This is a genomic window from Pseudomonas putida (genome assembly GCF_001976065.1).
Lineage (GTDB): Bacteria > Pseudomonadota > Gammaproteobacteria > Pseudomonadales > Pseudomonadaceae > Aquipseudomonas > Aquipseudomonas serbica.
The window spans coordinates 222,481-243,176 of the sequence record NZ_MNAH01000007.1 but is presented as its reverse complement, the minus strand read 5'-3'; the positions used below and the strand labels follow the sequence as shown (position 1 = coordinate 243,176).

The window sequence follows — 20,696 nt, the reverse complement described above, 5'->3', positions numbered from 1 at the left end:
CTCTGCACGCGCGTAATTTGACACGCCCAAAAACACAAAACCCCCGGCTTCTCTCGAAACCAGGGGTTCTGTCTACATCGAATGTGGCGGTGAAGGAGAGATTCGAACTCTCGATACAGTTTCCTGTATACACACTTTCCAGGCGTGCTCCTTAAGCCACTCGGACACTTCACCGTATCTCTTCAAACATGTTCTGTCTGTCGAGGCGCGCTAATGTAGTCGAAAGCTTTTCTGTTGGCAAACATTTTTTTGAGAATTTTCATGCGCTTAAGGCGCTTGGGTGTTTTTGGTTGCCCAGGCTAATGGCAAACCGGCCAATCTTCGGCCTGGCACCCCACCTCTATATAGCAGGCGATCCGCGGCAGGCGTGCCGGGTGACGCTGGACGAGCGGGAAAAGGGTGACTGGCGAGTCAGTCACGGCGCTTTACCTGGCCGATGCCGGTGAGTAACTTCTGCCCTACTTTATTGAAAGGACTAGCGTCATGAGTGAGTTGATTTCCTACCACCTCGAAGACGGTATCGCGACCCTGACCTTGAGCAACGGCAAGGTCAATGCCATCTCTCCGGACGTGATCGCGGCGTTCAACGCTGCGCTGGACCAGGCAGTGACTGATCGCGCGGTGGTGATCATTACCGGTCAGCCAGGGATTCTCTCGGGCGGGTACGATCTGAAGGTGATGACCTCCGGTCCAAAGGAAGCCGTATCGCTGGTGACATCCGGCTCGACGCTGGCCCGTCGCCTGCTGTCGCACCCCTTCCCGGTCGTCGTCGCCTGCCCTGGGCATGCGGTGGCCAAGGGTGCATTCCTGCTGTTGTCGGCGGACTATCGCCTGGGTGTCGATGGCCCCTTCAGCATTGGCCTGAACGAAGTGCAGATCGGCATGACCATGCACCACGCCGGTATCGAGATTGCCCGCGATCGCCTGAGCAAATCGGCGTTCCAGCGTTCCGTGGTCAACGCTGAGATGTTCAACCCGCAAAGCGCCGTGGCTGCCGGTTACCTGGATGTCGTGGTCGCGGCTGAAGAACTGCAAGGCGCGGCGCTCGCGGCGGCTCGACAGTTGAAGAAAATCAACATGACGGCCCACAAGAACACCAAGCTGAAAGCGCGCAAGGCGCTGCTGGACGCGTTGGACAACGCGATCATCCAGGATCAGGAACATCTGGGCTGAGCCCGATGCTGCATTAACCCGGGAGCCCGACCGTCGTGTCGGGCTTTTGCGTTGAAAACGCTGGGACCGCTCTAGGACAAGTCTGACCCACCAGTCGGAAACATGCACTTAAACATCGTCCTTCTCCCGCCTATATAGCGGCAATTGCCGAAAACAGTGCACATCCGTACACTGCGCCACCTTTTGTCCCGGTGGGGCCTGCAAATGCTGTTCGCTTTACGTATGTCATTGATGGGTCTGCACTTTATTGTGGCGGGTGTGTTGGGCGTGGTGCTTGGCCTGTGTCGCCCGTTCAATCCGGACAACAGCCGCCTGTGCGCGCGCCTCTATGCGTGGCCGGCAATGTGCATCTTGCGCCTGCGGGTAAAAGCCGAAGTCGGGCCGTTGATGGATCAACCCGACAGCTGCGTGATCATTGCCAATCACCAGTCCAACTACGATTTGTTCGTGTTTGGCAATGTGGTGCCCCGCCGAACCGTGTGCATTGGTAAAAAAAGCCTGAAATGGGTGCCATTGTTCGGTCAGTTGTTCTGGCTGGCCGGCAATGTGCTGATCGACCGCGGCAATGCGCAGAAAGCGCGCCGGTCGATGTTGACCACCACCCATACCCTGCAGAATGAAGACACTTCGATCTGGGTTTTCCCGGAGGGCACGCGCAACCTGGGCGAAGCGTTGTTGCCATTCAAGAAAGGCGCCTTCCAGATGGCCATAGCGGCCGGGGTACCGATCGTTCCGGTGTGTGTCAGCACTTACGTCAAACACATGCGATTGAACCGCTGGCGCAGTGGGAAAATTCTGATCCGCTCCCTGCCGGCCATTCCTACGGCAGGATTGAGCCTGGATGACATGCCCATGCTGATCGCCCAGTGCCGCGAGCAGATGCGCGAGTGCATTGAATCGATGGATCGGCAACTGCAGGCTGCTTGAAAAAGCAGTCTGTCAGCCGATAGATCCATCGACTGAATGGCCGCCTTCGCCCGCAAGCCGGATTGGCACACCGCAAAATTTCACTGACTCTCAAGTAGCAGACAAGGCTAAGCTGAACGCTGCCAAGAAGAAGTGAATCAACATCATGGGTAGAGTTGTTGCTGCTGCGGTTTACAGCGCCGGTAAGAAAGTCACCAATATAACCCTCGACGAAGGCGCGGCCTGGGCTGCGAAGCCTGGGCACTTCGTCTGGATCGGCCTGGAAGAGCCGAATGAAGAGGAGCTGTACAACCTGCAACGCCAGTTCAACCTGCATGAGCTGGCCATTGAAGACGCCCTGGAAAAACACAGCCGCCCGAAGCTGGAAACCTTTGGCGATGCGCTGTTCATCGTCACCTATTCGCCCATTCGCGAAGAAGGCAAACTCAAGTTCATCGAGACGCATATCTTTGCTGGCAACGGCTACATCATTACCGCGCGCAACGGTCATTCGGCGTCCTACGCTTATGTCCGCCAGCGTTGTGAGGCGCGTCCGCTGTTGCTGGAGCACGGGGAAGATTTCGTACTCTATGCCATCCTCGATTTCGTCATCGAAAACTACCAGCCAATGGGCGAAGCGATCCATGCCGAGATCGATGAGCTGGAACGCAACGTGATGTGCGGCTCACTGAATGAGCGCGACATTCAAAAGCTCCATAGCTTGCGCCGCGATGTATTGCGCTTGCGCCGGTTTGCCGCGCCGATGGTGGAGATCGGCGAGGAACTGCAAAAGCTGAGCTTCCCCTTTATCGACAAGAACATGCGCCCGTATTTCCGCGATGTGCAGATTCATGTGACGCGGCAGATGGAAGACCTGACGACCCTGGCGGACATTGCCAGCCAGACCATCGAGGTCGGGGTGTTGCTGGAGGCCTCACGCCAGAGTGTGGTGCAGCGCAAGTTCGCGGCCTGGGCGGCGATCCTGGCGTTCCCGACGGCGGTGGCGGGGATCTACGGAATGAACTTCCAGAACATGCCGGAGCTGACCTGGCATTACGGGTATTTCGCAGTGTTGGGGTTTATCGCGGTGGGGTGTACGGGTTTGTGGGCGAGCTTCAAGAAGTCGGGGTGGTTGTAGGGAATCGCTGGCAATCCAACTCCCTGTAGGAGCCGGCTTGCCGGCGAAGCTTTTAAACGGTTTCTGGCTTGTGCGCCACAAAACGCATCATCCACTCGGCGACGGTCGTGCCGTGGTGCTCCTGCTCCAGGCTGGCCATGCCTTTCGAATAAATCTGCTCGCCCAACGCCTGCTGGCGAATTTCCAGCAACGCCCGGGAATAGTCGTGGATAAATTCGGGATGCCCCTGGAAGCACAGCACTTGATCGTTGATGTGATAGGCGGCAAACGGGCAGAAATCGCTGGAGGCAATGACCGTGGCGTTTTCCGGTAGCGAGGTGACCTGATCCTGGTGGCTGATCAACAGGGTCAGTTCTTCGCGCACCGGGCTCATCCATGGTGCCTTGGCGGCGAGCTTGTAGTTATGGGTCCCGACACCCCAGCCTTGGGTCGCACGTTCGCTTTTGCCACCCAGCAACAGCGCCAGCAACTGATGGCCGAAACATACGCCCAGCAGCTTGTCGCCGCGCTCGTAACGTTTGAGCAAGTAAGCCTTGAGGGTTTCGATCCACGGGTCAGTGCCAAAGGAATCGGCCTTGCTACCGGTCACCAGGTAGGCATCGAAGGTCAGGTCATCGCTGGGATACTCGCCCTGCATCACGTTGTAGACGGTGAACTCGGCGGCGATGGGTTGCTGCGAAAACAGGTGTTTGAACATCTGCCCGTAGCCCTGATATTGGTCAACCAATTCCGGACGCAGGATGTCGGTTTCCAGAATGCAGATGCGTAACGACATAAAAAATACCTGACACGTGATGGGAATAATGCACACCCCCAGAGCCTGCCTTGAAACACCGTGACAAGGCAAGCCCCGCAGCGTGTCACCGATCCCTAAAAAGCCTCCCCTGTGGCGGCTTTCTCCAGCAACAAGGCCGGCGGTGCGAAACGCTCGCCGTATTGCCTGGCCAGATACTGGGCGCGGGCAACGAAGTCCTTGACCCCGTACTGATTGATGAACTGCAGTGCTCCACCGGTCCAGGTGGCGAAACCGATGCCGAAGATCGAGCCAACGTTGGCATCCGCCGTGGAGGTCAGCACGCCCTCCTCCACACAGCGTACGGTTTCGATGGCTTGCACGAACAGCAGGCGATCGCGCACATCCTTTGGCGAAATTTGCCCATCGGCCTTTTCGAAGCGGGTTTTCAGTTCCGACCACAAATGTTTTTGGCCTCTCCCGGGGTACTCGTAGAATCCCCCCCCGGCGGCCTTGCCCGGACGCTTGTATTCGTTGAGCAGCAAGTCAATCACGGCGTACGCCGGGTGGTCGATCAGCGCCTTGCCTTCTGCCTGTAAGTCTTTGGCGGTTTGCTGACGGATGTGGTTCATGAGGCTCAGGGAAACTTCATCGGCGATCGCCAGCGGCCCGACCGGCATGCCGGCCTTGCGCGCCTCGGTCTCGATCATCGCCGCGCAGACGCCTTCACCGAGCATGGCAATACCTTCGTTGGTGAAAGTGCCAAACACCCGGGACGTGAAGAAACCACGACTGTCATTGACCACGATCGGGGTTTTCCGGATCTGCAGGACGAAATCGAAGCCACGAGCCAGGGTCTCTTCGCTGGTGCTGGCGCCCTTGATGATTTCCACCAACGGCATTTTTTCCACGGGGCTGAAGAAATGCAGGCCGATGAACTTGCTCGGGTCGGGCACTGCAGTGGCCAACCCACTGATTGGCAGGGTCGAGGTATTGGAGGCAATCACCGCATCCGCACCCACGACTTTTTGCGCGGCCGAGGAGACCTTGGCCTTCAACTCACGGTCCTCGAATACTGCTTCGATAATCAGGTCGCAACCTGCCAGGTCGGCATCGCTGTCGGTAGTATGGATGCGCGCCAGCACGGTTTCACGCTGCTCGGCATTGATCTGCCGGCGCGCCACTTTTTTGTCCAGCAATGCCGTCGAGTGCGCCTTGCCCTTCTCGGCCGCCGCCAGGGTGATGTCCTTGAGCACCACATCGATACCGGCCGACGCGCTGACAAAAGCGATGCCCGCCCCCATCATCCCGGCGCCGAGCACCCCGACTTTTTTCGTCACATGGGGCGCGAAACCTTGCGGACGCGAACCTCCGGCATTGATTTCGTTGAGCTGGAACCAGAAGGTGCCGATCAGGTTTTTCGCGACCTGGCCAGTGGTCAGCTCGGTGAAATAACGGGTTTCGATCAGTTGCGCCGTGTCGAAATCCACTTGGGCGCCCTCCACCGCAGCGCAGAGGATTTTCTCCGGCGCCGGCAGCGTACCTTGGGTTTTACTGCGCAGGATCGACGGCGCAATCGCCAGCATCTGTGCAACTTTCGGGTTAGACGGCGTACCACCGGGAATCTGGTAACCCTTCACGTCCCAGCGCTGAACCGCCGTCGGGTGGGCAATGATCCAGCTGCGCGCCTTGCTCAGCAGTGCCTCGCGATCCGTCGCCAGTTCATCGATCAAGCCCGCCTGCAAGGCCTGCTGCGGGCGGACTTTCTTGCCTTCGAGCAAGTACGGCAGGGCTTTTTCAATGCCGAGCATCCGTACCATACGCACTACCCCGCCACCGCCCGGCAGCAGGCCGAGGGTCACTTCCGGTAAGCCCAGTTGTACGGAGGGATCGTCCAGCGCGATGCGGTGGTGGCACGACAGGCAGATTTCCCAGCCGCCGCCCAACGCCGCGCCATTGATCGCGGCGACCACGGGTTTACCAAGGGTTTCCAGGGTGCGCAATTGCCCCTTGAGGGTCAGAACCCTGTCGTAGAACGCCTTGGCTTGGGTTTTGTCGACCTTGATCAGCTCATTGAGGTCACCGCCGGCAAAGAAGGTTTTCTTGGCCGAGGTGATGATCACACCCGCGATGTTGTCCTTGTCTGCTACCAGGCGGGCGACACAGTCAGCCATGGCCTCGCGGTAGACCGCATTCATGGTGTTGGCGCTCTGGCCGGGCATGTCGACGGTCAGCACGACGATCTGGTCCTGGCCTTTTTCGTAGCGAATGGCTTGGTTCATGAACAGGTTCCTTGAAGTGCGGGATCAGAGGCGTTCGATGATGGTGGCGATGCCCATGCCGCCGCCGACACACAAGGTCGCCAGGCCATAACGCAGGCGCCGGGCCTGCAGTTCATCGAGCAGCGTGCCGAGAATGGCGCAGCCCGTGGCGCCCAACGGGTGGCCCATGGCAATGGACCCGCCGTTGACATTGACCTTGTCCGGGTCGACGGCCATGTCCTTGACGAACTTCAGCACCACCGAGGCAAACGCCTCGTTGACCTCGAACAGGTCGATGTCTTCGACCCGCAGCCCGGCCTTGGCCAACGCCTTGCGGGTGGCCGGCGCGGGGCCGGTGAGCATGAGGGTCGGATCGGTGCTGGTAACCGCCGTGGCGACGATCCGCGCCCGTGGCTGCAGGCCCAGCGCCCGCCCCTTGGCTTCGGAGCCGATCAACATCAACGCCGCGCCATCGACGATCCCGGAACTGTTGCCGGGTGTGTGGACATGATGGATCCGCTCCACATGGCTGTAGGCCCGCAACGCGGTGGCGTCGAAACCCATTTGCCCGATCATTTCGAAGCTCGGCTTGAGCTTGCCCAGGCCTTCCAGGGTCGATTCAGCACGGATGAACTCATCATGGTCGAGCAGGATGATGCCGTTCTGGTCCTGAACCGGCACCAATGACTGTTTGAACGAGCCATCGGCCCGCGCCCGTGCAGCTTTTTGTTGCGAGTGCAGCGCGTAGGCATCGACGTCCTGCCGGCTGAAGCCTTCCAGCGTGGCAATCAGGTCGGCGCTCACCCCCTGGGGAATGAAATGACTGCGCAGGTTGGTTTCCGGGTCCAGCGCCCATGCCCCGCCGTCGCTGCCCATGGGCACTCGCGACATGGACTCGACGCCGCCGACCACCACCAGGTCCTCGAAACCGGAACGGACTTTCATCGCCCCCAGGTTCACCGCCTCCAGCCCCGAGGCGCAGAAACGATTGATCTGTACACCGGCCACGCTGACATCCCAATCCGCCATCTGGACCGCAGTCTTGGCGATGTCAGCACCTTGATCGCCAATCGGCGTCACGCACCCGAGCACCACGTCATCAACCTGACTGGAGTCAAGGTCGGTTCGCTGTTGCAGCGCGGTGAGCAACCCGGCCACCAGGCTCACCGGCTTGACGCCGTGCAAGGCGCCGTTGGCCTTGCCTTTGCCACGGGGCGTACGTAACGCGTCGAAAATAAAGGCTTGGGTCATGACGTCCTCGAACCTGATGGTGGCTGCGATCTTCCAAAGAGCCTCCACCTTATTCCGAGCGGCCGGCGATTCAATGACCGCAGCGCTCAAGGACGTTGACGCTCACGCTCAGACGGACGGTCGTCCAGCCGCCAGTGAACCGGTTCAGGACACGCAGGTGTCTAGCAAAAGGCCGCCCAAGAAGCTGGCAATAGGCCTCATGCCTTTTTAATAGCATCTTGCGTTAACACCATACTAAATGGATCTAAACCAAGCGTGACGCGGGCTCTAAGGTGAAGGTGTACGAAGTTGTCGTCGGGTTTTGCCGAGGCGCTCGTCCTACAGGAAGTGCAGCGTTTGCCGTCAGGAGATGTGCAGGCAGGCATCAGGAAATAACAAAAAAAAGGCGGTCAGCCATGTTCAAACAATCGAAAGTTCGTCAAGCCGGGCTCATTCTTTTCGCCACCACTCTGTTGTTGATTTTGCCGAACCTGACCAAGGTAATCGGATAGCCGTTTTTGGAATACGGCGCCAGAAGTCTTATCGCCACGTAAAAATGTGACTGGCTTCCTTCCCGGGCCAACGTAGCTGTGCCAACCTTTGCGGCACTTGCACGACATGGATGGCGATCTTTTGAAAATGCTCATAGTGGTCGGGGCGTTGCTGCTCAGCACGCCTCTACATGCCGCACAGCTGAACCTGGAGCTGGGCGCGACCGGTCGCACGTGGCAAACCGAGGAGCTGCTCAAGCACCCTCAGGTGCAGACCATCAGCATCAGCAATGACGTGTCCTACAAGCGTGACATGACCTACCGCGCCGTGCCGCTGGCCGCGCTGCTGACCGACATCAAGCCTGACGACCACCTGCAAGCCGTGGCGCTGGACGGCTTTGCCGCCGAACTTTCGGCCGCACCGCTGCTCAACACCGAGGGCGCACGTGCCTGGCTGGCCATCGAAGACCCCGCCAAGCCATGGCCACCGCTGGCGCAAGGCAAGCACAGCGCCGGGCCGTTTTACCTGGTCTGGACTGACCCGCAGGCGGGCAACATCAGCCCGGAACAATGGCCGTTCGAGGTCGCCAGCATCAAGCGCATGGCCCCGGTGGCAGAGCGCTTCCCTGCCCTGCTGCCGGATCCTGCGCTGAAGGCCGATGACCCGGTCAACCAGGGCTTTGCGCTGTTTCAGAAAAACTGCCTGGCGTGTCATCGCTTGAATGGCGCCGGGGATGCGCAGTTCGGCCCGGACCTGAACATTCCGTATAACCCCACCGAGTACTTCGGCGCGGACTTCCTCAAGCGCTATATCCGCGATCCGCAGAGTTTGCGCCAGTGGCCGCAGGCGAAGATGCCGGGGTTCTCGGCCGAGGTGTTGCCGGATGAGGATCTGCGGATGCTGGTGGGGTATTTGCAGCACATGGCCAGGCGCAAGGTTAAACCTTGACACCGACCCTGTAGGAGCCCGGCTTGCCGGCGAAGGCGCCCGGGAATTCGCCGCAAGACTCAAGGCAGCCTTCGCCGGCAAGCCGGGCTCCTACAACGGAAGGTGCACGGAAGACCAGTGCAATGTTTAAGGACGCCTTCGCCGGCAAGCCGGGCTCCTACAGGGGTGTGCAGCTGATTACTGTTGTTGCACTGAGATGACCGGTGCAGGCGTCGGCGAAACAAACACTTTGGCGTGCATCTGCTCACACCCGCCACCGCGGCGCATGCCGCGCACCGGGCAGGCGTCCAGGTAATCAAGGCCCACCGCCAGTTTCAAGTGACGCTCGGGTCGCGCCAGCTCATTGGTCACATCGAAGCTGTACCAGGCGTCATCGAGCCAGGCTTCGGCCCAGGCATGGCTGGCCAGGTGTTCGCTGTTCTCGCTGTACAGATACCCCGACACATAACGCGACGGGATGCCCAGGCTGCGGGCGCAGGCGAGGAACGCGTGGGTGTGGTCCTGGCACACGCCCGAACGCCCGGCGAAAGCCTGTGCGGCGCTGGTGTCCACTTCGGTGGCGCCCGGCGTGTAGGTCATGTGCTGGTTCAGGCCGTGCATCAAGTCGATCAGCGCCGTGCGATCGCGGCGCTGCTTGCACGCCTTCTCGGCGAACGCGCGCAGCGCCTGGTCGGCCTCGGTCAACCGGGTGAAGCGCAGGAACGGCAATGCCGACTGGCTTTCATGTTCCGCCTCACGCAATTCGTCGATGTCGACCTGGCCGCGGGCGCCAATGATGATCGCCTCGTGGGGCTCGTCCATGGTCAGCACATGCAGGATGTTGCCGAACGGATCAAGTTGCGCACGCACCGGCCGCGGCAGGTCGAGCTGCCAGCTGAGCACGTGCTGGCGCTCGCTGTCGTGGGGGGTCAGCCGCAGGTACTGGATGCTCGCCCGCACCTGATCCTCGTAGTGATAGGTGGTCTCGTGGCTTATGGAAAGTCTCATGCAGCCTCCAGGTAGGAACTGTGTATGGCGTTACCCAACTGGCGCACCAGCGGGATGAACTCGGTGAGCCAGGCGTGCAGGCCCTCGTCAAGGATTTCGGTGATGCCGGTGTAGCGCAATCGCGCGTCTATCTCCGCGGCCAGGCGCTGCGCCGGACGGCCATTGGCCCCCGGTAGTTGGGCGAGGATCTGGTCGATTTCTTCGGTGCAGGCGCGCAGGGAGCGCGGCACATCGGCCCGCAGCAACAGCAATTCGGCCACATGCCGGGCACCGGGTGCGTCACGGTAGATCTCGGTGTAGGCCTCGAAAGAAGACAAGGCGCGCAGCAACGCACTCCACTGGTAGTAGGCGTGGGCCGTGCCGTCGCTGACCGCTTCGGCCTGATCACCCGCCATTTCATAGCGGGCATCGAGCAGGCGCAGGGTGTTGTCAGCCCTTTCGATGAACGTCCCCAGGCGAATGAAGCGGAACGCGTCATTGCGCATGATGGTGCCGTAGGACGCGCCACGGAACAGGTGGGAACGTTCCTTGATCCACTCGCAGAAACGGCTCATGCCGTAGCGGCTCAGGCCCTGTTCGGCGATGCCGCGAATTTCCAGCCAGGTGGCGTTGATGTTTTCCCACATGTCGGCGGTGATGCGCCCACGCACTGCGTGGGCACTGGCCCGCGCGGCGCCGAGGCAGCTGTAGATGCTGGCCGGGTTGGCCGCGTCCAGGGCAAAGAAATGCAGCAGCCGTTCGGCATGCAATGCGCCGTGGCGTTCGAGGTAATCGTCCAGGGTGCCGGTAATCAGCAGCGGCATGGCCAGTTCGTGCAGGCCGTCGCCGCGACCATCCTGCGGCATCAGCGACAGCGAATAACTGATGTCGAGCATCCGTGCGAGGTTTTCCGCCCGCTCCAGATAACGCGACATCCAATACAGATCCGAGGCAGTTCTACTTAACATGTCAGGCTTCCTTCAATCCTCGACCACCCAGGTGTCCTTGGTTCCGCCGCCCTGGGAGGAGTTCACCACCAGGGAGCCTTCGCGCAGGGCGACACGGGTCAAACCGCCGGGTACGACCCGGGTTTCGCGGCCAGACAATACAAACGGACGCAAGTCGATGTGGCGTGGCGCGATGCCGCTTTCGACAAAGGTCGGACAGGTCGACAGCGACAGCGTCGGCTGCGCGATATAGGCGTGGGGCTTGGCAATGATTCGCGCGCGGAAGGCTTCGATTTCCGCCGCCGTCGCCGCTGGCCCCACCAACATTCCGTAGCCGCCGGAGCCCTGGGTTTCCTTGACCACCAGCTCTGGAAGATTGGCCAGAACGTGGGAAAGTTCAGAGGGATTACGACACTGCCACGTGGGCACGTTCTTGAGGATCGGTTCTTCGTCCAGATAGAAACGGATCATGTCAGTGACGAACGGATACACCGATTTGTCGTCCGCCACCCCGGTCCCGATGGCGTTCGCCAACACGACATTGCCGGAACGGTAGGACGACAGCAGCCCCGGCACGCCCAGCATCGAGTCGGGATTGAACGCCAGCGGGTCGAGGAACGCATCGTCGAGACGGCGGTAAATCACGTCGACGGCTTTTGGTCCGTCGGTGGTGCGCATGAACACCTTGTCGTCACGCACGAACAGGTCTGCGCCCTCGACCAGCTCCACGCCCATTTCCCGCGCCAGGAACGCATGCTCGAAAAATGCGCTGTTGAAGCGTCCCGGCGTCAGCACCACGACACTCGGGTTATCGATCGGGCTTGAGCTTTTCAGGGTGTCGAGCAACAGGTTCGGGTAATGGTCGATCGGGGCAATGCGCTGGGCCGCAAACAGCTCGGGGAACAGGCGCATCATCATCTTGCGGTCTTCGAGCATGTAGCTGACGCCGCTCGGTGTACGAAGATTGTCTTCGAGCACGTAGTACGTGCCGTCGCCGTCGCGCACCAGGTCGACGCCGGAAATGTGCGAATAGATATCACGGTGCAGGTCGAGCCCTTGCATCGCCAACTGGTACTGCTCGTTGGCCAGCACCTGCTCGGCCGGAATGATCCCGGCCTTGATGATGCGTTGCTCGTGGTACAGGTCGGCGAGGAACATGTTCAGCGCCTTGACCCGCTGGATGCAACCGCGCTCGACCACACGCCATTCACTGGCAGGGATGCTGCGCGGGATGGTATCGAAGGGAATCAGGCGCTCTGTCCCCTGCTCATCACCGTAGAGCGTGAAGGTAATCCCGGCGCGATGAAATAACAGATCGGCCTCGCGTCGCCGTTGTGCCAAAAGCTCGTCAGGCGTTTCGGCCAGCCAACGGGCAAACTCCCGATAATGCGGGCGGACCTGGCCGCCGGCATCGTACATCTCATCAAAATAGGTGCGGATCATGCCGTACTCCTTGTCACCCGGACATCCAGGCCTTCGCAAGGCCCGTGCCATCGGCAGAAACGCTTATTTTTCAATCGGTTGGATAACCACTGCGCGAGCGCCGCACCAATCCTGTGCGGCAATTGCCCCAACCTGACTGCCCCCGCTTCATTGCAAGGCGTTGTTGTCGCCTGTCTCAGCATAGTCCGTAGGAGCTGGCTTGCCGGTGAAGACGTCATTAAGTCATGCGTCGTTCTTCGGCGACGCCTTCGCCGGCAAGCCGGGCTCCTACAAAGCGTGATGAATTTCCCTGCGGCACAAACGAAAACGGCCAACCCGAAGGTCAGCCGTCATTGCCGATTGTTACTGTTCATAAGATTATGCGAGTCGCCCTCGTACCTCCTGTTTCACACCCCAGCCTTCAATGATGCCGCCCAGAGGCTCGACCACTGCCTCGAAACCCTGTTCGAAATCGCCAATGTCGTCGTAGGTGGCATACATGACCTTGCACAACTCCAGCGCCCAGGCGCCATCGTCGCGCACACTGACTTGCGCATCCAGGGATTCACCACGGTGGAAATGACCTGCCGCCCTGCGTGCCCGCTCCTCGTCCGGGAAAATGGCGTAGAACTCGATGGGATGGAACCGGGAAAAGTCGAAACCGCCTTCTTTCATGCGGCGCAGTACATTGCTGCTGATGTCTTCTTGATAGGCTGTGCTCATGAAACGTCCTCCTCAAACTGATGGATAGACTTTCCGTACTCCCGAGGTGCGCAGCCCAAAGGTGCGCACGAATCGACAACCAGATGCCGATGGGAAACAAGCATGGAGCTGACAAGACCAGACCTTAGCGATCCTTTCGCTGATCTCGAGTGCAGAGTAGCCCCAAGATAGAGCCGCTGCCAAGGCCTGGTTGCTGCTGTAAATGACGGGAAGAGAATCAGATGGGGGTAATACTGTGGATTTCGATACTGTTCTGGGTTTTCAGGCTTTTCACGCCTGCATCGGTGGTTCGCCCCTCCAGATCGTTCAGATCCAGTTCGGCGGCCACAGGAAGGAGCCGTTCCTTGATGAGCCTGGCGGCCTTCTCATGACTCGGACACTCCTCGCACTCGAAGACTTCGTCGATTACTTCACCATGATCATCCACGAAAGTGACTTTCCACTTTTGCATCGGTGCCTCCTCGATAAAACCCATGAATGGGCTTACATCTATTTCGACTCTGAACGCCGGACAAATGTTCCGGCGAGTGATCTCCGTCAAACGCGCACATTGCCTCGCGGCCCTGCGATGGCCCAGATGATCAAGCCCAGAACCGGCAGCAACAGGATCAATAGCACCCAGAAAATTTTCATCCCTGTCTCGGCGCCGCTTTTGAGCACGTTGATGATTGCCCAGATGTCCAAGGCAAGAATGATCAGGCCAACCAGGCTATTGAACGTGGAACCCATGATGACGCTCCCGAAGAGTGGTATGCCCTCTTAGGATAGCCGGCACTGACCAGGGTTCCCTTTTTTTGACAGCTTTAACGGTCAGACGTGGATTGCCACTTTCAAGGCTTCGAGCGAGGGTGCGGCAGCGATGCCGATTTCGGCGCACAACTCCAGTACCCGTGGCACAGCATTGCCGTAGACCAAAACCACTTGCAGTTCATCGTCCAGCAACTGGCTGAAGTTCATCAGCGTGTAACCGCCGTTTTCCTTGTTCAGGCTGCTCATCTGCACCTGGATGCGGTTCAGCGCGGTCAGGGCTTCGGTCTTGGCCAATTGCTTGGGTTTGAGATTGAATTCCACCCCCGGGCCGAACGAGGCAACGATCTGGGCAAACAGGTCCATATAGGTGTCGGCCTGGAACAGTACCGTCTCAGGCAAACTGCCAACGACCACCCATTCACCGAGCGGGATCGGGAAGCTGTCGTCGTAGTTGATGTCCGGGTTGGCGCTCAGGAAAGCGGCTGGATCAGCGTAAGCCTGGGCCGCTTCGTCAGCGACTTTCTCGATTTCGTCATCGCCCATGCACCCGGAGCTGATGTTGCTGATGAGTTCGATGAGTGCGGCTTTCATGGGGGCGGATCCTGTAGCAAGAAAATTTTGAGGGCGCGCAGGATAGCGCATTACGCCCAGGGAAGGCGGCATGCAAGCATGGCTCGTTATCTTGACCCACATCAAGCGCTCAACCGAAGCGTAGCGGCACAATAATGGCACCTTGCCAAAACTGTTTCCGCTATCAGAGAAGACCTCCATGGGTGCCTGGCTTAGCAACATCTCGTTGAAGTACAAATTCTGGGCGGTCAATGCCGTCGCCTTCGTCACCACGCTACTGCTGGTGTTTTATGCCGTGCAACTCGAACAACAGGCCCGCAGCCATGCCGCCCAGGCATCGGCCCAGGCCCAGGCACGATTGCTCGCGGCCTGGCCTGCCGGGCAGCCGCTGCCCATAGCCGATGATCTGCTGGCCTTCAGTCACGGCCAGGCACCGCAGGTGAACGGGCAGACGGTGCCGGGATTGGCCGATGCCAACGGCTGGGTCAAGATCGATGCGCTGCCATATTTCGGTGACAACCTGCCGATCGGTGCCGAAGTCTTCACCCGTGCGGATGGCCAGCGGGTCGCGTTGATTGCCCATGGCCCAAGCCTGGCCCAGGTGTTCGGCGAGCGGTTTGCCAACTATGCGGCGGCGGTGTTCATCCTGATGCTGGCGATGCTCGGTGCCTCACAGTTGTTGATCCGTTTTTTGCTCAGTCAGCTCAACACCTTGAAGGATGTGATGCTTCACGTTGAAAAAACCGGCGACCTGGCGGCCCGTGTGCCGCTGACCTGCAGCGACGAAGTCGGACAGATGGCCAACGCATTCAACGCCATGCAGGCCGGTTACCAGCGTGTGGTCAGCACCGTCGCCAGCACGGTCCGACAACTGGACGACGGCGCCGCACGCCTGGCATCGAGCATGAATGAAGTGCGTCACGGCATGCTGGGCCAGCAGAGCGAAACCGATCAGGCGGCGACGGCCATCAATGAAATGACCGCCACCGTCTACCACATTGCCCAGCATGCGGGTGCCACCCGCGACCTGTCGCAATCGGCCGACACCCTGGCCGGCAGCGGCCAGGAAGTGGTCATGCGCGTGCAGCGATCGATTGCCGGGCTGTCCACCGGGGTGCAACAGACCGCCGAGATGATCCAGCGCCTGGCCCAGGACAGCCAGAAGATCAATGGCGTGGTCAATGTGATCCACAGCATTGCCGAGCAGACCAATCTGCTGGCGCTGAACGCAGCGATCGAAGCGGCCCGGGCCGGGGAAATGGGCCGCGGGTTTGCGGTGGTCGCCGATGAAGTGCGCAACCTGGCCAAGCGCGTGCAGACCTCCACCGATGAAATCACCGTGATGGTATCCGCATTGCAATCGGGCACTCGCGATGCGGTGGACTTCATGCAGGAGAGTTCATTCAAGGCCGACGAATGCGTGCAGCAGGCCCAGGAGGCCGGGGCCGCGCTGGCACACATCACCGGGGCAGTGGCGCAGATGCGCGAAAGCAATACCCAGATCGCCGTGGCGGCCGAGCAACAGAGCCAGGTGGCCGAAGAGATGAACCGCGCGGTGGTGAGCATCCGCGACGTCACCGAGAACACGGTACGCCAGACCGTCAGCTCGGCCACCACCAGTGATGAGCTGGCGGCGTTGGCCGGTCAATTGAGCAAGGCGATAGGGCAGCTCAAGCTATAACGGGCAACATCAAGAATGCCCATGATCGCTATCGCTTCGATAGCCAAGCTTGATTCGCCGCCTGCATTTACCGGGCCTATCCTTGATTCATGAGTTCAACATGGATCGAGGATCAGCATCATGGGTAAACGTCACCCCAACCTTCCCGCCTGGCAATGGCGTGCCTACCCGAACAATCATCAGCACCCGACCAACCTGGTGCTGCACCTGATTGCCGTGCCTTTGTTCATCGTCGCGTTCCTGCTGATCGTCAGCGGGGTGTTCGGCCTGAACCTGGCGAACTTCGCCATCGGCATCATTGGTGTGATCGCCGCACTGGGTTTGCAACGTCACGGCCATACCCTGGAAGCGCAAGCCTCCGAGCCGTTCAGTGATCGTAAGGATGCGGTATCGCGCCTGCTGGTCGAGCAGTTCCTGACCTTCCCGCGATTTTTCCTCAGCGGCGGTTGGTGGCGCGCCTGGCGGGAGCGCCACCGTCGGCATTGATCAGGCGAACTGATCAGGCGAAGACCGTCACCGTCTGCCGGCTCATGGCAATCAGCCGCCCCTGCTCATCCCACAGCTTCGCGGCGGCATGGCCGTAGCCGTCGGCGGCGTGTTCGGTTTCAACCAGGTATTTGCACCAGTCCAGGGTACTCAGCGCCAGTAACGGCTGGACGAACTCGATGGTCCAGGTCAGCGTGCTGCCCATCGCCGGTTGCTTGAGGAACGGCATCAGGGCCGGTGGCCAGGCATCGACCAGCGCCAGGATGTGTGCCTCGGTAACCGGCTCCTCCTTCACATCACCGCGCAAGCGCACCCAGCCGCCCATCTGACGGGATGTATTGCCGGTGAACGGCAACCCGCCAACACTCCAGCGCATCGCCAGATGTTGCATGAATTGCGGAACCACGCCCTCGATGAACGGCAGTTCCTGGCACTGGTCCCAATGCTTCATCTCTGGCGCCGGCTCCGCCTGCACCTTCACTTGCGACGCACGCGAGGCGCCGAAGCTGCCCTGGACCAGGGTCACTACCTGGCCCTTCTGCATCGCGCGACCCAGCACCTGGCTGACGGCCTTGCCCTCGCGCAATACATCGACTTCAAAATTGACCGGCACGTCGGGTTCGACCGGGCCGACAAAGGTGATTGCCAGCGAGCGCACCGGTCGGTCCGCCGGCACCTTCGCGCGCATGGCTTCGTATTGCAAGGCAGCCACCAGGCCGCCGAAACTGGCTCGCCCTTGCGCCCATCCGGCTGGGATAGACAGTTCAAATGGCTGACAGCGGACAGCATCGAGCAGATCGCAAAAGCGCATGAAGACCTCAAGAAAAGGAAAAAGATGACGAGATCTTAACCAGCTCACGGAGGCTGTACACTGCCTATTCCGGTCAAATTGACTGACGGATCAGCCGCCTGTGCGGCTGTAGGAGCGAGTTTGCTCGCGATGAACGTCAACGATATCGCGGGAAACCTGATACCCCGCGGCGTTCTCAGGATTTTCGTCGGAACGCCCCCCGGAGCAAGCTCGCTCCTACGGGGGGTCCGTGTGGGCTTCAGGATTTGAAGCAGTCGGCGCTGAGCTTGTCCAGCACTCGGTCGGCACGTTGTTCGGCCTTGGCCATGGCGGTCTGCCAACTGGCTACAAACGGCTTCAAATCAGCTTCTCGCTCAGCCAGGGCCAGCCATTGCATACAGTCGTGCCAATCACCCAAGGCCCCCTGCGCCGCTTTCAATCGGGGCATGGCGGCCTTGGGCAGGCGATCCAGTTCGGGATAGGCGTCGATGCCATAACGAACACGCTTGATCAGCAGGCGCAAACGATGACGGTCATGGGCGGGATCGTGCAGGGCGGTGTCGAGTTTCTTCCACTGCTTGCCCAGGCGTTTTTCAATGCGCTTGACGAGCCCCTTGAGCAACCCCTGGCGCTGGGCGGCGCGCAGGAATCGTGGAAAGGCGTCGAGGATCATCAGTAGCTGCGCAAGCTCTGTACTGGTTGCCACCGCAGGATAAGCCTGGGCCATTTGCGCCATGCGTCGCTGTGCGGCTTCTGTTTGACCGTGCTCAAGCAAGTAGGCCGCCATGACTTCGCGATCGCGCAAAGGTGTGGTCAAGTCGCCAACCCCGGAAGCCGCCTCTTCCAGCTGCTCGACGCCGGGAAGGCCACGCAAGGGACGCAACAGGCTGCGCAACCGGCGCACCGTGGTGCGCAAGTCGTGCAAGGCTTCAGGGTCGGTGTGAGCAATCAAGCGTGCCTGACAGGCCAGCAGACGTACTTCCAGGCCCAGGACGCGAGCCACCAGCCGGTTGATCATGGGATTTACTCCGTAAAGAGCTGCAAGCATCAAGCTGACAGCTTATTACTTGTAGCTGCTTCTATCGCCCTGCGCGCGATTCACGAATGTAGAAACGTGCCTTTTCGGCCTTTTTCGCGCAGCCCTCGAAGCCTTCGAACTGCTGCTGGGTCTTGGCCGCGGTCAGCAGCGACAACGCCTTGGAGTAGCTGACGGTGCCGGCGAAGCCTTCGGCCTTGGCCAGGTCCAGCTCATGCCAGGCGGCATCGAGTTGGCTGCCGCAGCTGTCGCGATAGGCGGTTTTGCCGGCACAACCGGCCAGTGCCAGGGCAATCAGTGGCACACAGATCCAGGCTTTCATTTCTTACACCTCAAAATAGGTAAACAGTCATGCAGGTAGGACGGTCTGACGGGCAAAAAGTGCCGTTCATCGCCAACGTAAATCCTGAAGTGCGAGAATAACCATCTGCCGCCATGGAGTGTCGAAAAAACGACCCATTCGCGCAGCCGAACGACCTGACGATTGAAGCGTGCCCCTTGAAGGGTGCATTGTTGAACCATTCAAACGAGGGCGATCAATGAAAAAGCGTGTCGCACTGGTGTTGGGCTCGGGTGGAGCCCGGGGTTATGCCCATATCGGGGTTATCCAGGAAATCGAACGGCGTGGCTACGATATCGCCTGTATCGCCGGTTGTTCCATGGGCGCGGTGGTCGGCGGGATCTACGCCGCCGGCAAACTCGATGACTATCGCGACTGGATCGAGAGCCTGGATTACCTCGACGTGCTGCGCCTGGTAGACGTCAGTTTTCGCCTGGGGGCGATCCGCGGGGAAAAAGTCTTCGGACAGATCCGCAAGATCGTTGGCGAAATCAACATCGAAGACCTGCGCATCCCCTATACGGCGGTGGCCACCGACCTGACCAACCAGCAGGAAATCTGGTTCCAGGAAGGCTGTCTGCACCAGGCCATGCGTGCCTCGGCGGCGATTCCCAGTCTGTTTACACCGGTGATGCAGGGCAATCGCATGCTGGTCGATGGCGGCATCCTCAACCCGTTGCCGATCGTCCCGGTGGTGTCGAGCCATTGCGACCTGATCATCGCGGTCAACCTCAACTCCACCAACCAGCGTCATTACCAGTTGCCGGTGATCCAGCGCCCGGCCGCGTTCAAGACCCGCTTCGACAGCCTGATCAGTTCCCTGGGTTCGAAGATGCCGTTCCGACGCAAGCAGGCCGAACAATTGCTGCTGCTGGAGAAGGAAGCGTTGATGGCCGAGGCGGCGGAGATCAACCCCTGGGTCGAGTCGGCCAAGCCTGACTCGCAACAACCGGCGGCTGCGCCCGAACAGGACGGCGCACCGAAGTCCGCCACCGGGTCGTTCATCATCGACAATGTGGGGCCGGCGTCACTGCTGGATTTGATCAACCAGAGTTTCGAGGTGATGCAGACCTCGTTGGCGCAATACAAGATTGCCGGGTATCCGCCGGACATCCTGATCAACGTGCCGAAGCGGGTGTGCCGGTTTTTCGAGTTCTACAAGGCGCCGGAGTTGATCGCGCTGGGGCGGGAGATCGCGCGCGACACCCTGGACCGGTATGAGAATGAGCGGGATTCCTGAGGTTCTCGGGTGAATGTCAGGGCCTCTTTGCTGGCAAGCCAGCTCCTACAGGGATCTCAGCGTCCTCTGTAGGAGCTGGCTTGCCAGCGAAGAGGCCGGATCAGACAACACGAATTCAAAGGCTGCCCTCACTCAACAACCGATACCCCACCCCCGCCTCGGTCACGATGAACCGCGGCTGGGTCGGGTCATCGGCCAGTTTCTGGCGCAGGTGCCCGACCACGATCCGCAAGTAATGCGTGTCTTCGGTGTGGGTCGGCCCCCAGATGTCCTTGAGCAGTTGCTGCTGGGTGATGACCCGTCCGGGATGCCGTGCCAGTTGCGCCAGCACCGCGTATTCCTTGCGGGTCAGCGCTATTTCGCTGCCTTCGAGCAATACCCGGCGGTAGGCCAGGTCCACCGTCAGCGGGCCGAAAGTCAGCGCCGCTTGCTGGACTTCGCCTACCGGGGCCTGGCGCAATAGCGCACGTATCCGCGCCAGGAATTCCTGGATGCCGAATGGCTTGGTCACGTAGTCATTCGCGCCGCCATCCAGCGCCTCGACTTTCTGCCCTTCAGCGGCTCGCACCGACAGCACCAGCACCGGTACCGTCGACCACTCGCGAAACTCGCGCAACACCTGTTGGCCGTCCATGTCCGGCAAGCCGAGGTCGAGCACCAGCAAGTCCGGTTTGTTCAGCGCCGCTTGCGCCAGGCCTTCGGTGCCGGTGCCAGCCTCCAGTACTTTGTAACCTTGGGAAACAAGGCTGATGCGCAGGAATTTACGGATCTGCGGTTCGTCGTCGATGACCAAAATGGTCGCGGTCTGGCTCATGAATTCACATCAACACAAAGAAGTGGCAAGAGAGTAGCGCAAGCACGATC

21 protein-coding genes and 1 tRNA gene are annotated in these 20,696 nt (G+C 60.1%); 7 read left to right on the top strand and 15 right to left on the bottom strand.

The window, feature by feature from the left end; genetic code table 11:
• Window positions 1-84: 84 nt before the first annotated feature.
• Window positions 85-174, bottom strand: a tRNA-Ser gene (locus BKX96_RS23175).
• A gap of 309 nt (window positions 175-483) precedes the next feature.
• On the opposite strand from BKX96_RS23175, the gene BKX96_RS23170 reads away from it, so the two are divergent.
• From BKX96_RS23170 to BKX96_RS23160, 3 genes are all read left to right on the top strand, one after another.
• Window positions 484-1,173, top strand: a complete 690-nt coding sequence (locus tag BKX96_RS23170) for a crotonase/enoyl-CoA hydratase family protein (RefSeq protein WP_077185564.1) — start codon at window positions 484-486, stop codon at window positions 1,171-1,173.
• A gap of 204 nt (window positions 1,174-1,377) precedes the next feature.
• A complete protein-coding gene (locus BKX96_RS23165; RefSeq protein WP_077185563.1) occupies window positions 1,378-2,100 on the top strand; it encodes a lysophospholipid acyltransferase family protein in 723 nt (240 codons plus the stop codon).
• A 145-nt stretch (window positions 2,101-2,245) separates the two neighbouring features.
• Window positions 2,246-3,217: a magnesium and cobalt transport protein CorA gene (locus tag BKX96_RS23160; RefSeq protein WP_046816152.1), complete on the top strand. Its 972-nt coding sequence runs from the start codon at window positions 2,246-2,248 to the stop codon at window positions 3,215-3,217.
• Window positions 3,218-3,269: 52 nt separating this feature from the next.
• Here BKX96_RS23160 and BKX96_RS23155 read toward each other — a convergent pair whose 3' ends face one another.
• The 3 genes from BKX96_RS23155 to BKX96_RS23145 form a co-directional block, all read right to left on the bottom strand.
• Window positions 3,270-3,992 carry an amidotransferase gene (locus tag BKX96_RS23155; RefSeq protein ID WP_046816151.1) on the bottom strand — a complete coding sequence of 241 codons (723 nt, stop codon included), beginning with the start codon at window positions 3,990-3,992 and terminating at the stop codon, window positions 3,270-3,272.
• 95 nt (window positions 3,993-4,087) lie between these two features.
• Window positions 4,088-6,232, bottom strand: coding sequence for a 3-hydroxyacyl-CoA dehydrogenase NAD-binding domain-containing protein (locus tag BKX96_RS23150; protein ID WP_077185562.1), 2,145 nt, complete (start codon window positions 6,230-6,232; stop codon window positions 4,088-4,090).
• Window positions 6,233-6,256: 24 nt separating this feature from the next.
• Window positions 6,257-7,462: an acetyl-CoA C-acetyltransferase gene (locus BKX96_RS23145; RefSeq protein WP_077185561.1), complete on the bottom strand. Its 1,206-nt coding sequence runs from the start codon at window positions 7,460-7,462 to the stop codon at window positions 6,257-6,259.
• A 597-nt stretch (window positions 7,463-8,059) separates the two neighbouring features.
• Between BKX96_RS23145 and BKX96_RS23135 the strand changes: the two genes are divergently transcribed.
• Window positions 8,060-8,881 carry a c-type cytochrome gene (locus BKX96_RS23135; protein WP_077185560.1) on the top strand — a complete coding sequence of 274 codons (822 nt, stop codon included), beginning with the start codon at window positions 8,060-8,062 and terminating at the stop codon, window positions 8,879-8,881.
• A gap of 177 nt (window positions 8,882-9,058) precedes the next feature.
• On the opposite strand, the gene BKX96_RS23130 is transcribed toward BKX96_RS23135, so the two are convergent.
• The 7 genes from BKX96_RS23130 to BKX96_RS23100 form a co-directional block, all read right to left on the bottom strand.
• On the bottom strand, window positions 9,059-9,868 hold the full coding sequence (locus tag BKX96_RS23130) for a transglutaminase family protein (protein WP_077185559.1): 810 nt from the start codon (window positions 9,866-9,868) through the stop codon (window positions 9,059-9,061).
• Window positions 9,865-10,815: an alpha-E domain-containing protein gene (locus BKX96_RS23125; protein ID WP_046816145.1), complete on the bottom strand. Its 951-nt coding sequence runs from the start codon at window positions 10,813-10,815 to the stop codon at window positions 9,865-9,867. Before BKX96_RS23125 ends, BKX96_RS23130 begins: the two co-directional genes overlap by 4 nt.
• A 12-nt stretch (window positions 10,816-10,827) precedes the next feature.
• Window positions 10,828-12,237 carry a circularly permuted type 2 ATP-grasp protein gene (locus tag BKX96_RS23120; RefSeq protein WP_046816144.1) on the bottom strand — a complete coding sequence of 470 codons (1,410 nt, stop codon included), beginning with the start codon at window positions 12,235-12,237 and terminating at the stop codon, window positions 10,828-10,830.
• A 357-nt stretch (window positions 12,238-12,594) separates the two neighbouring features.
• Window positions 12,595-12,939: a ribonuclease E inhibitor RraB gene (locus tag BKX96_RS23115; protein ID WP_046816143.1), complete on the bottom strand. Its 345-nt coding sequence runs from the start codon at window positions 12,937-12,939 to the stop codon at window positions 12,595-12,597.
• 217 nt (window positions 12,940-13,156) lie between these two features.
• A complete protein-coding gene (locus BKX96_RS23110) occupies window positions 13,157-13,390 on the bottom strand; it encodes a hypothetical protein (protein ID WP_046816142.1) in 234 nt (77 codons plus the stop codon).
• A gap of 86 nt (window positions 13,391-13,476) precedes the next feature.
• Complete coding sequence (locus BKX96_RS23105; RefSeq protein ID WP_008061810.1) at window positions 13,477-13,668, bottom strand: PLDc N-terminal domain-containing protein; 192 nt, start codon at window positions 13,666-13,668, stop codon at window positions 13,477-13,479.
• Window positions 13,669-13,749: 81 nt separating this feature from the next.
• Window positions 13,750-14,280: a hypothetical protein gene (locus tag BKX96_RS23100; RefSeq protein ID WP_046816141.1), complete on the bottom strand. Its 531-nt coding sequence runs from the start codon at window positions 14,278-14,280 to the stop codon at window positions 13,750-13,752.
• A gap of 178 nt (window positions 14,281-14,458) precedes the next feature.
• Here BKX96_RS23100 and BKX96_RS23095 point away from each other — a divergent pair, with 178 nt between their 5' ends.
• Entirely contained in the window at window positions 14,459-15,940 is a 1,482-nt protein-coding gene (locus tag BKX96_RS23095) for a methyl-accepting chemotaxis protein (protein WP_046816140.1), read from the top strand.
• A gap of 120 nt (window positions 15,941-16,060) precedes the next feature.
• Window positions 16,061-16,426 (top strand): DUF962 domain-containing protein, encoded by a 366-nt coding sequence (locus tag BKX96_RS23090; RefSeq protein ID WP_046816139.1) that lies wholly within the window; start codon window positions 16,061-16,063, stop codon window positions 16,424-16,426.
• A 13-nt stretch (window positions 16,427-16,439) separates the two neighbouring features.
• Here BKX96_RS23090 and BKX96_RS23085 read toward each other — a convergent pair whose 3' ends face one another.
• The 3 genes from BKX96_RS23085 to BKX96_RS23070 all read right to left on the bottom strand — a co-directional run bounded on the left by BKX96_RS23085 (window position 16,440) and on the right by BKX96_RS23070 (window position 18,574).
• Entirely contained in the window at window positions 16,440-17,237 is a 798-nt protein-coding gene (locus tag BKX96_RS23085) for an acyl-CoA thioesterase (RefSeq protein WP_046816138.1), read from the bottom strand.
• A 238-nt stretch (window positions 17,238-17,475) separates the two neighbouring features.
• Window positions 17,476-18,234, bottom strand: coding sequence for a CHAD domain-containing protein (locus tag BKX96_RS23075; RefSeq protein ID WP_046816137.1), 759 nt, complete (start codon window positions 18,232-18,234; stop codon window positions 17,476-17,478).
• Window positions 18,235-18,295: 61 nt separating this feature from the next.
• Window positions 18,296-18,574, bottom strand: coding sequence for a hypothetical protein (locus BKX96_RS23070; RefSeq protein ID WP_046816136.1), 279 nt, complete (start codon window positions 18,572-18,574; stop codon window positions 18,296-18,298).
• Window positions 18,575-18,791: 217 nt separating this feature from the next.
• Between BKX96_RS23070 and BKX96_RS23065 the strand changes: the two genes are divergently transcribed.
• Window positions 18,792-19,832 carry a patatin-like phospholipase family protein gene (locus tag BKX96_RS23065; RefSeq protein WP_046816135.1) on the top strand — a complete coding sequence of 347 codons (1,041 nt, stop codon included), beginning with the start codon at window positions 18,792-18,794 and terminating at the stop codon, window positions 19,830-19,832.
• Window positions 19,833-19,947: 115 nt separating this feature from the next.
• Here the strand turns inward: BKX96_RS23065 and BKX96_RS23060 are convergent, their stop codons facing one another.
• Window positions 19,948-20,646, bottom strand: a complete 699-nt coding sequence (locus tag BKX96_RS23060; protein WP_046816134.1) for a response regulator — start codon at window positions 20,644-20,646, stop codon at window positions 19,948-19,950.
• Between the last annotated feature and the right edge of the window lie 50 nt (window positions 20,647-20,696).

What these genes read in the sequence shown, in the direction of transcription:
- BKX96_RS23135 (WP_077185560.1), top strand. Translation starts at nt 8,060, where the DNA reads ATGGATGGCGATCTTTTGAAAATGCTCATAGTGGTCGGGGCGTTGCTG.
- BKX96_RS23125 (WP_046816145.1), bottom strand. Translation starts at nt 10,815, where the DNA reads ATGTTAAGTAGAACTGCCTCGGATCTGTATTGGATGTCGCGTTATCTG.
- BKX96_RS23150 (WP_077185562.1), bottom strand. Translation starts at nt 6,232, where the DNA reads ATGAACCAAGCCATTCGCTACGAAAAAGGCCAGGACCAGATCGTCGTG.
- BKX96_RS23095 (WP_046816140.1), top strand. Translation starts at nt 14,459, where the DNA reads ATGGGTGCCTGGCTTAGCAACATCTCGTTGAAGTACAAATTCTGGGCG.
- BKX96_RS23145 (WP_077185561.1), bottom strand. Translation starts at nt 7,462, where the DNA reads ATGACCCAAGCCTTTATTTTCGACGCGTTACGTACGCCCCGTGGCAAA.
- BKX96_RS23085 (WP_046816138.1), bottom strand. Translation starts at nt 17,237, where the DNA reads ATGCGCTTTTGCGATCTGCTCGATGCTGTCCGCTGTCAGCCATTTGAA.
- BKX96_RS23060 (WP_046816134.1), bottom strand. Translation starts at nt 20,646, where the DNA reads ATGAGCCAGACCGCGACCATTTTGGTCATCGACGACGAACCGCAGATC.
- BKX96_RS23130 (WP_077185559.1), bottom strand. Translation starts at nt 9,868, where the DNA reads ATGAGACTTTCCATAAGCCACGAGACCACCTATCACTACGAGGATCAG.
- BKX96_RS23070 (WP_046816136.1), bottom strand. Translation starts at nt 18,574, where the DNA reads ATGAAAGCCTGGATCTGTGTGCCACTGATTGCCCTGGCACTGGCCGGT.
- BKX96_RS23065 (WP_046816135.1), top strand. Translation starts at nt 18,792, where the DNA reads ATGAAAAAGCGTGTCGCACTGGTGTTGGGCTCGGGTGGAGCCCGGGGT.
- BKX96_RS23115 (WP_046816143.1), bottom strand. Translation starts at nt 12,939, where the DNA reads ATGAGCACAGCCTATCAAGAAGACATCAGCAGCAATGTACTGCGCCGC.
- BKX96_RS23100 (WP_046816141.1), bottom strand. Translation starts at nt 14,280, where the DNA reads ATGAAAGCCGCACTCATCGAACTCATCAGCAACATCAGCTCCGGGTGC.
- BKX96_RS23075 (WP_046816137.1), bottom strand. Translation starts at nt 18,234, where the DNA reads ATGATCAACCGGCTGGTGGCTCGCGTCCTGGGCCTGGAAGTACGTCTG.
- BKX96_RS23090 (WP_046816139.1), top strand. Translation starts at nt 16,061, where the DNA reads ATGGGTAAACGTCACCCCAACCTTCCCGCCTGGCAATGGCGTGCCTAC.
- BKX96_RS23170 (WP_077185564.1), top strand. Translation starts at nt 484, where the DNA reads ATGAGTGAGTTGATTTCCTACCACCTCGAAGACGGTATCGCGACCCTG.
- BKX96_RS23105 (WP_008061810.1), bottom strand. Translation starts at nt 13,668, where the DNA reads ATGGGTTCCACGTTCAATAGCCTGGTTGGCCTGATCATTCTTGCCTTG.
- BKX96_RS23155 (WP_046816151.1), bottom strand. Translation starts at nt 3,992, where the DNA reads ATGTCGTTACGCATCTGCATTCTGGAAACCGACATCCTGCGTCCGGAA.
- BKX96_RS23110 (WP_046816142.1), bottom strand. Translation starts at nt 13,390, where the DNA reads ATGCAAAAGTGGAAAGTCACTTTCGTGGATGATCATGGTGAAGTAATC.
- BKX96_RS23160 (WP_046816152.1), top strand. Translation starts at nt 2,246, where the DNA reads ATGGGTAGAGTTGTTGCTGCTGCGGTTTACAGCGCCGGTAAGAAAGTC.
- BKX96_RS23120 (WP_046816144.1), bottom strand. Translation starts at nt 12,237, where the DNA reads ATGATCCGCACCTATTTTGATGAGATGTACGATGCCGGCGGCCAGGTC.
- BKX96_RS23165 (WP_077185563.1), top strand. Translation starts at nt 1,378, where the DNA reads ATGCTGTTCGCTTTACGTATGTCATTGATGGGTCTGCACTTTATTGTG.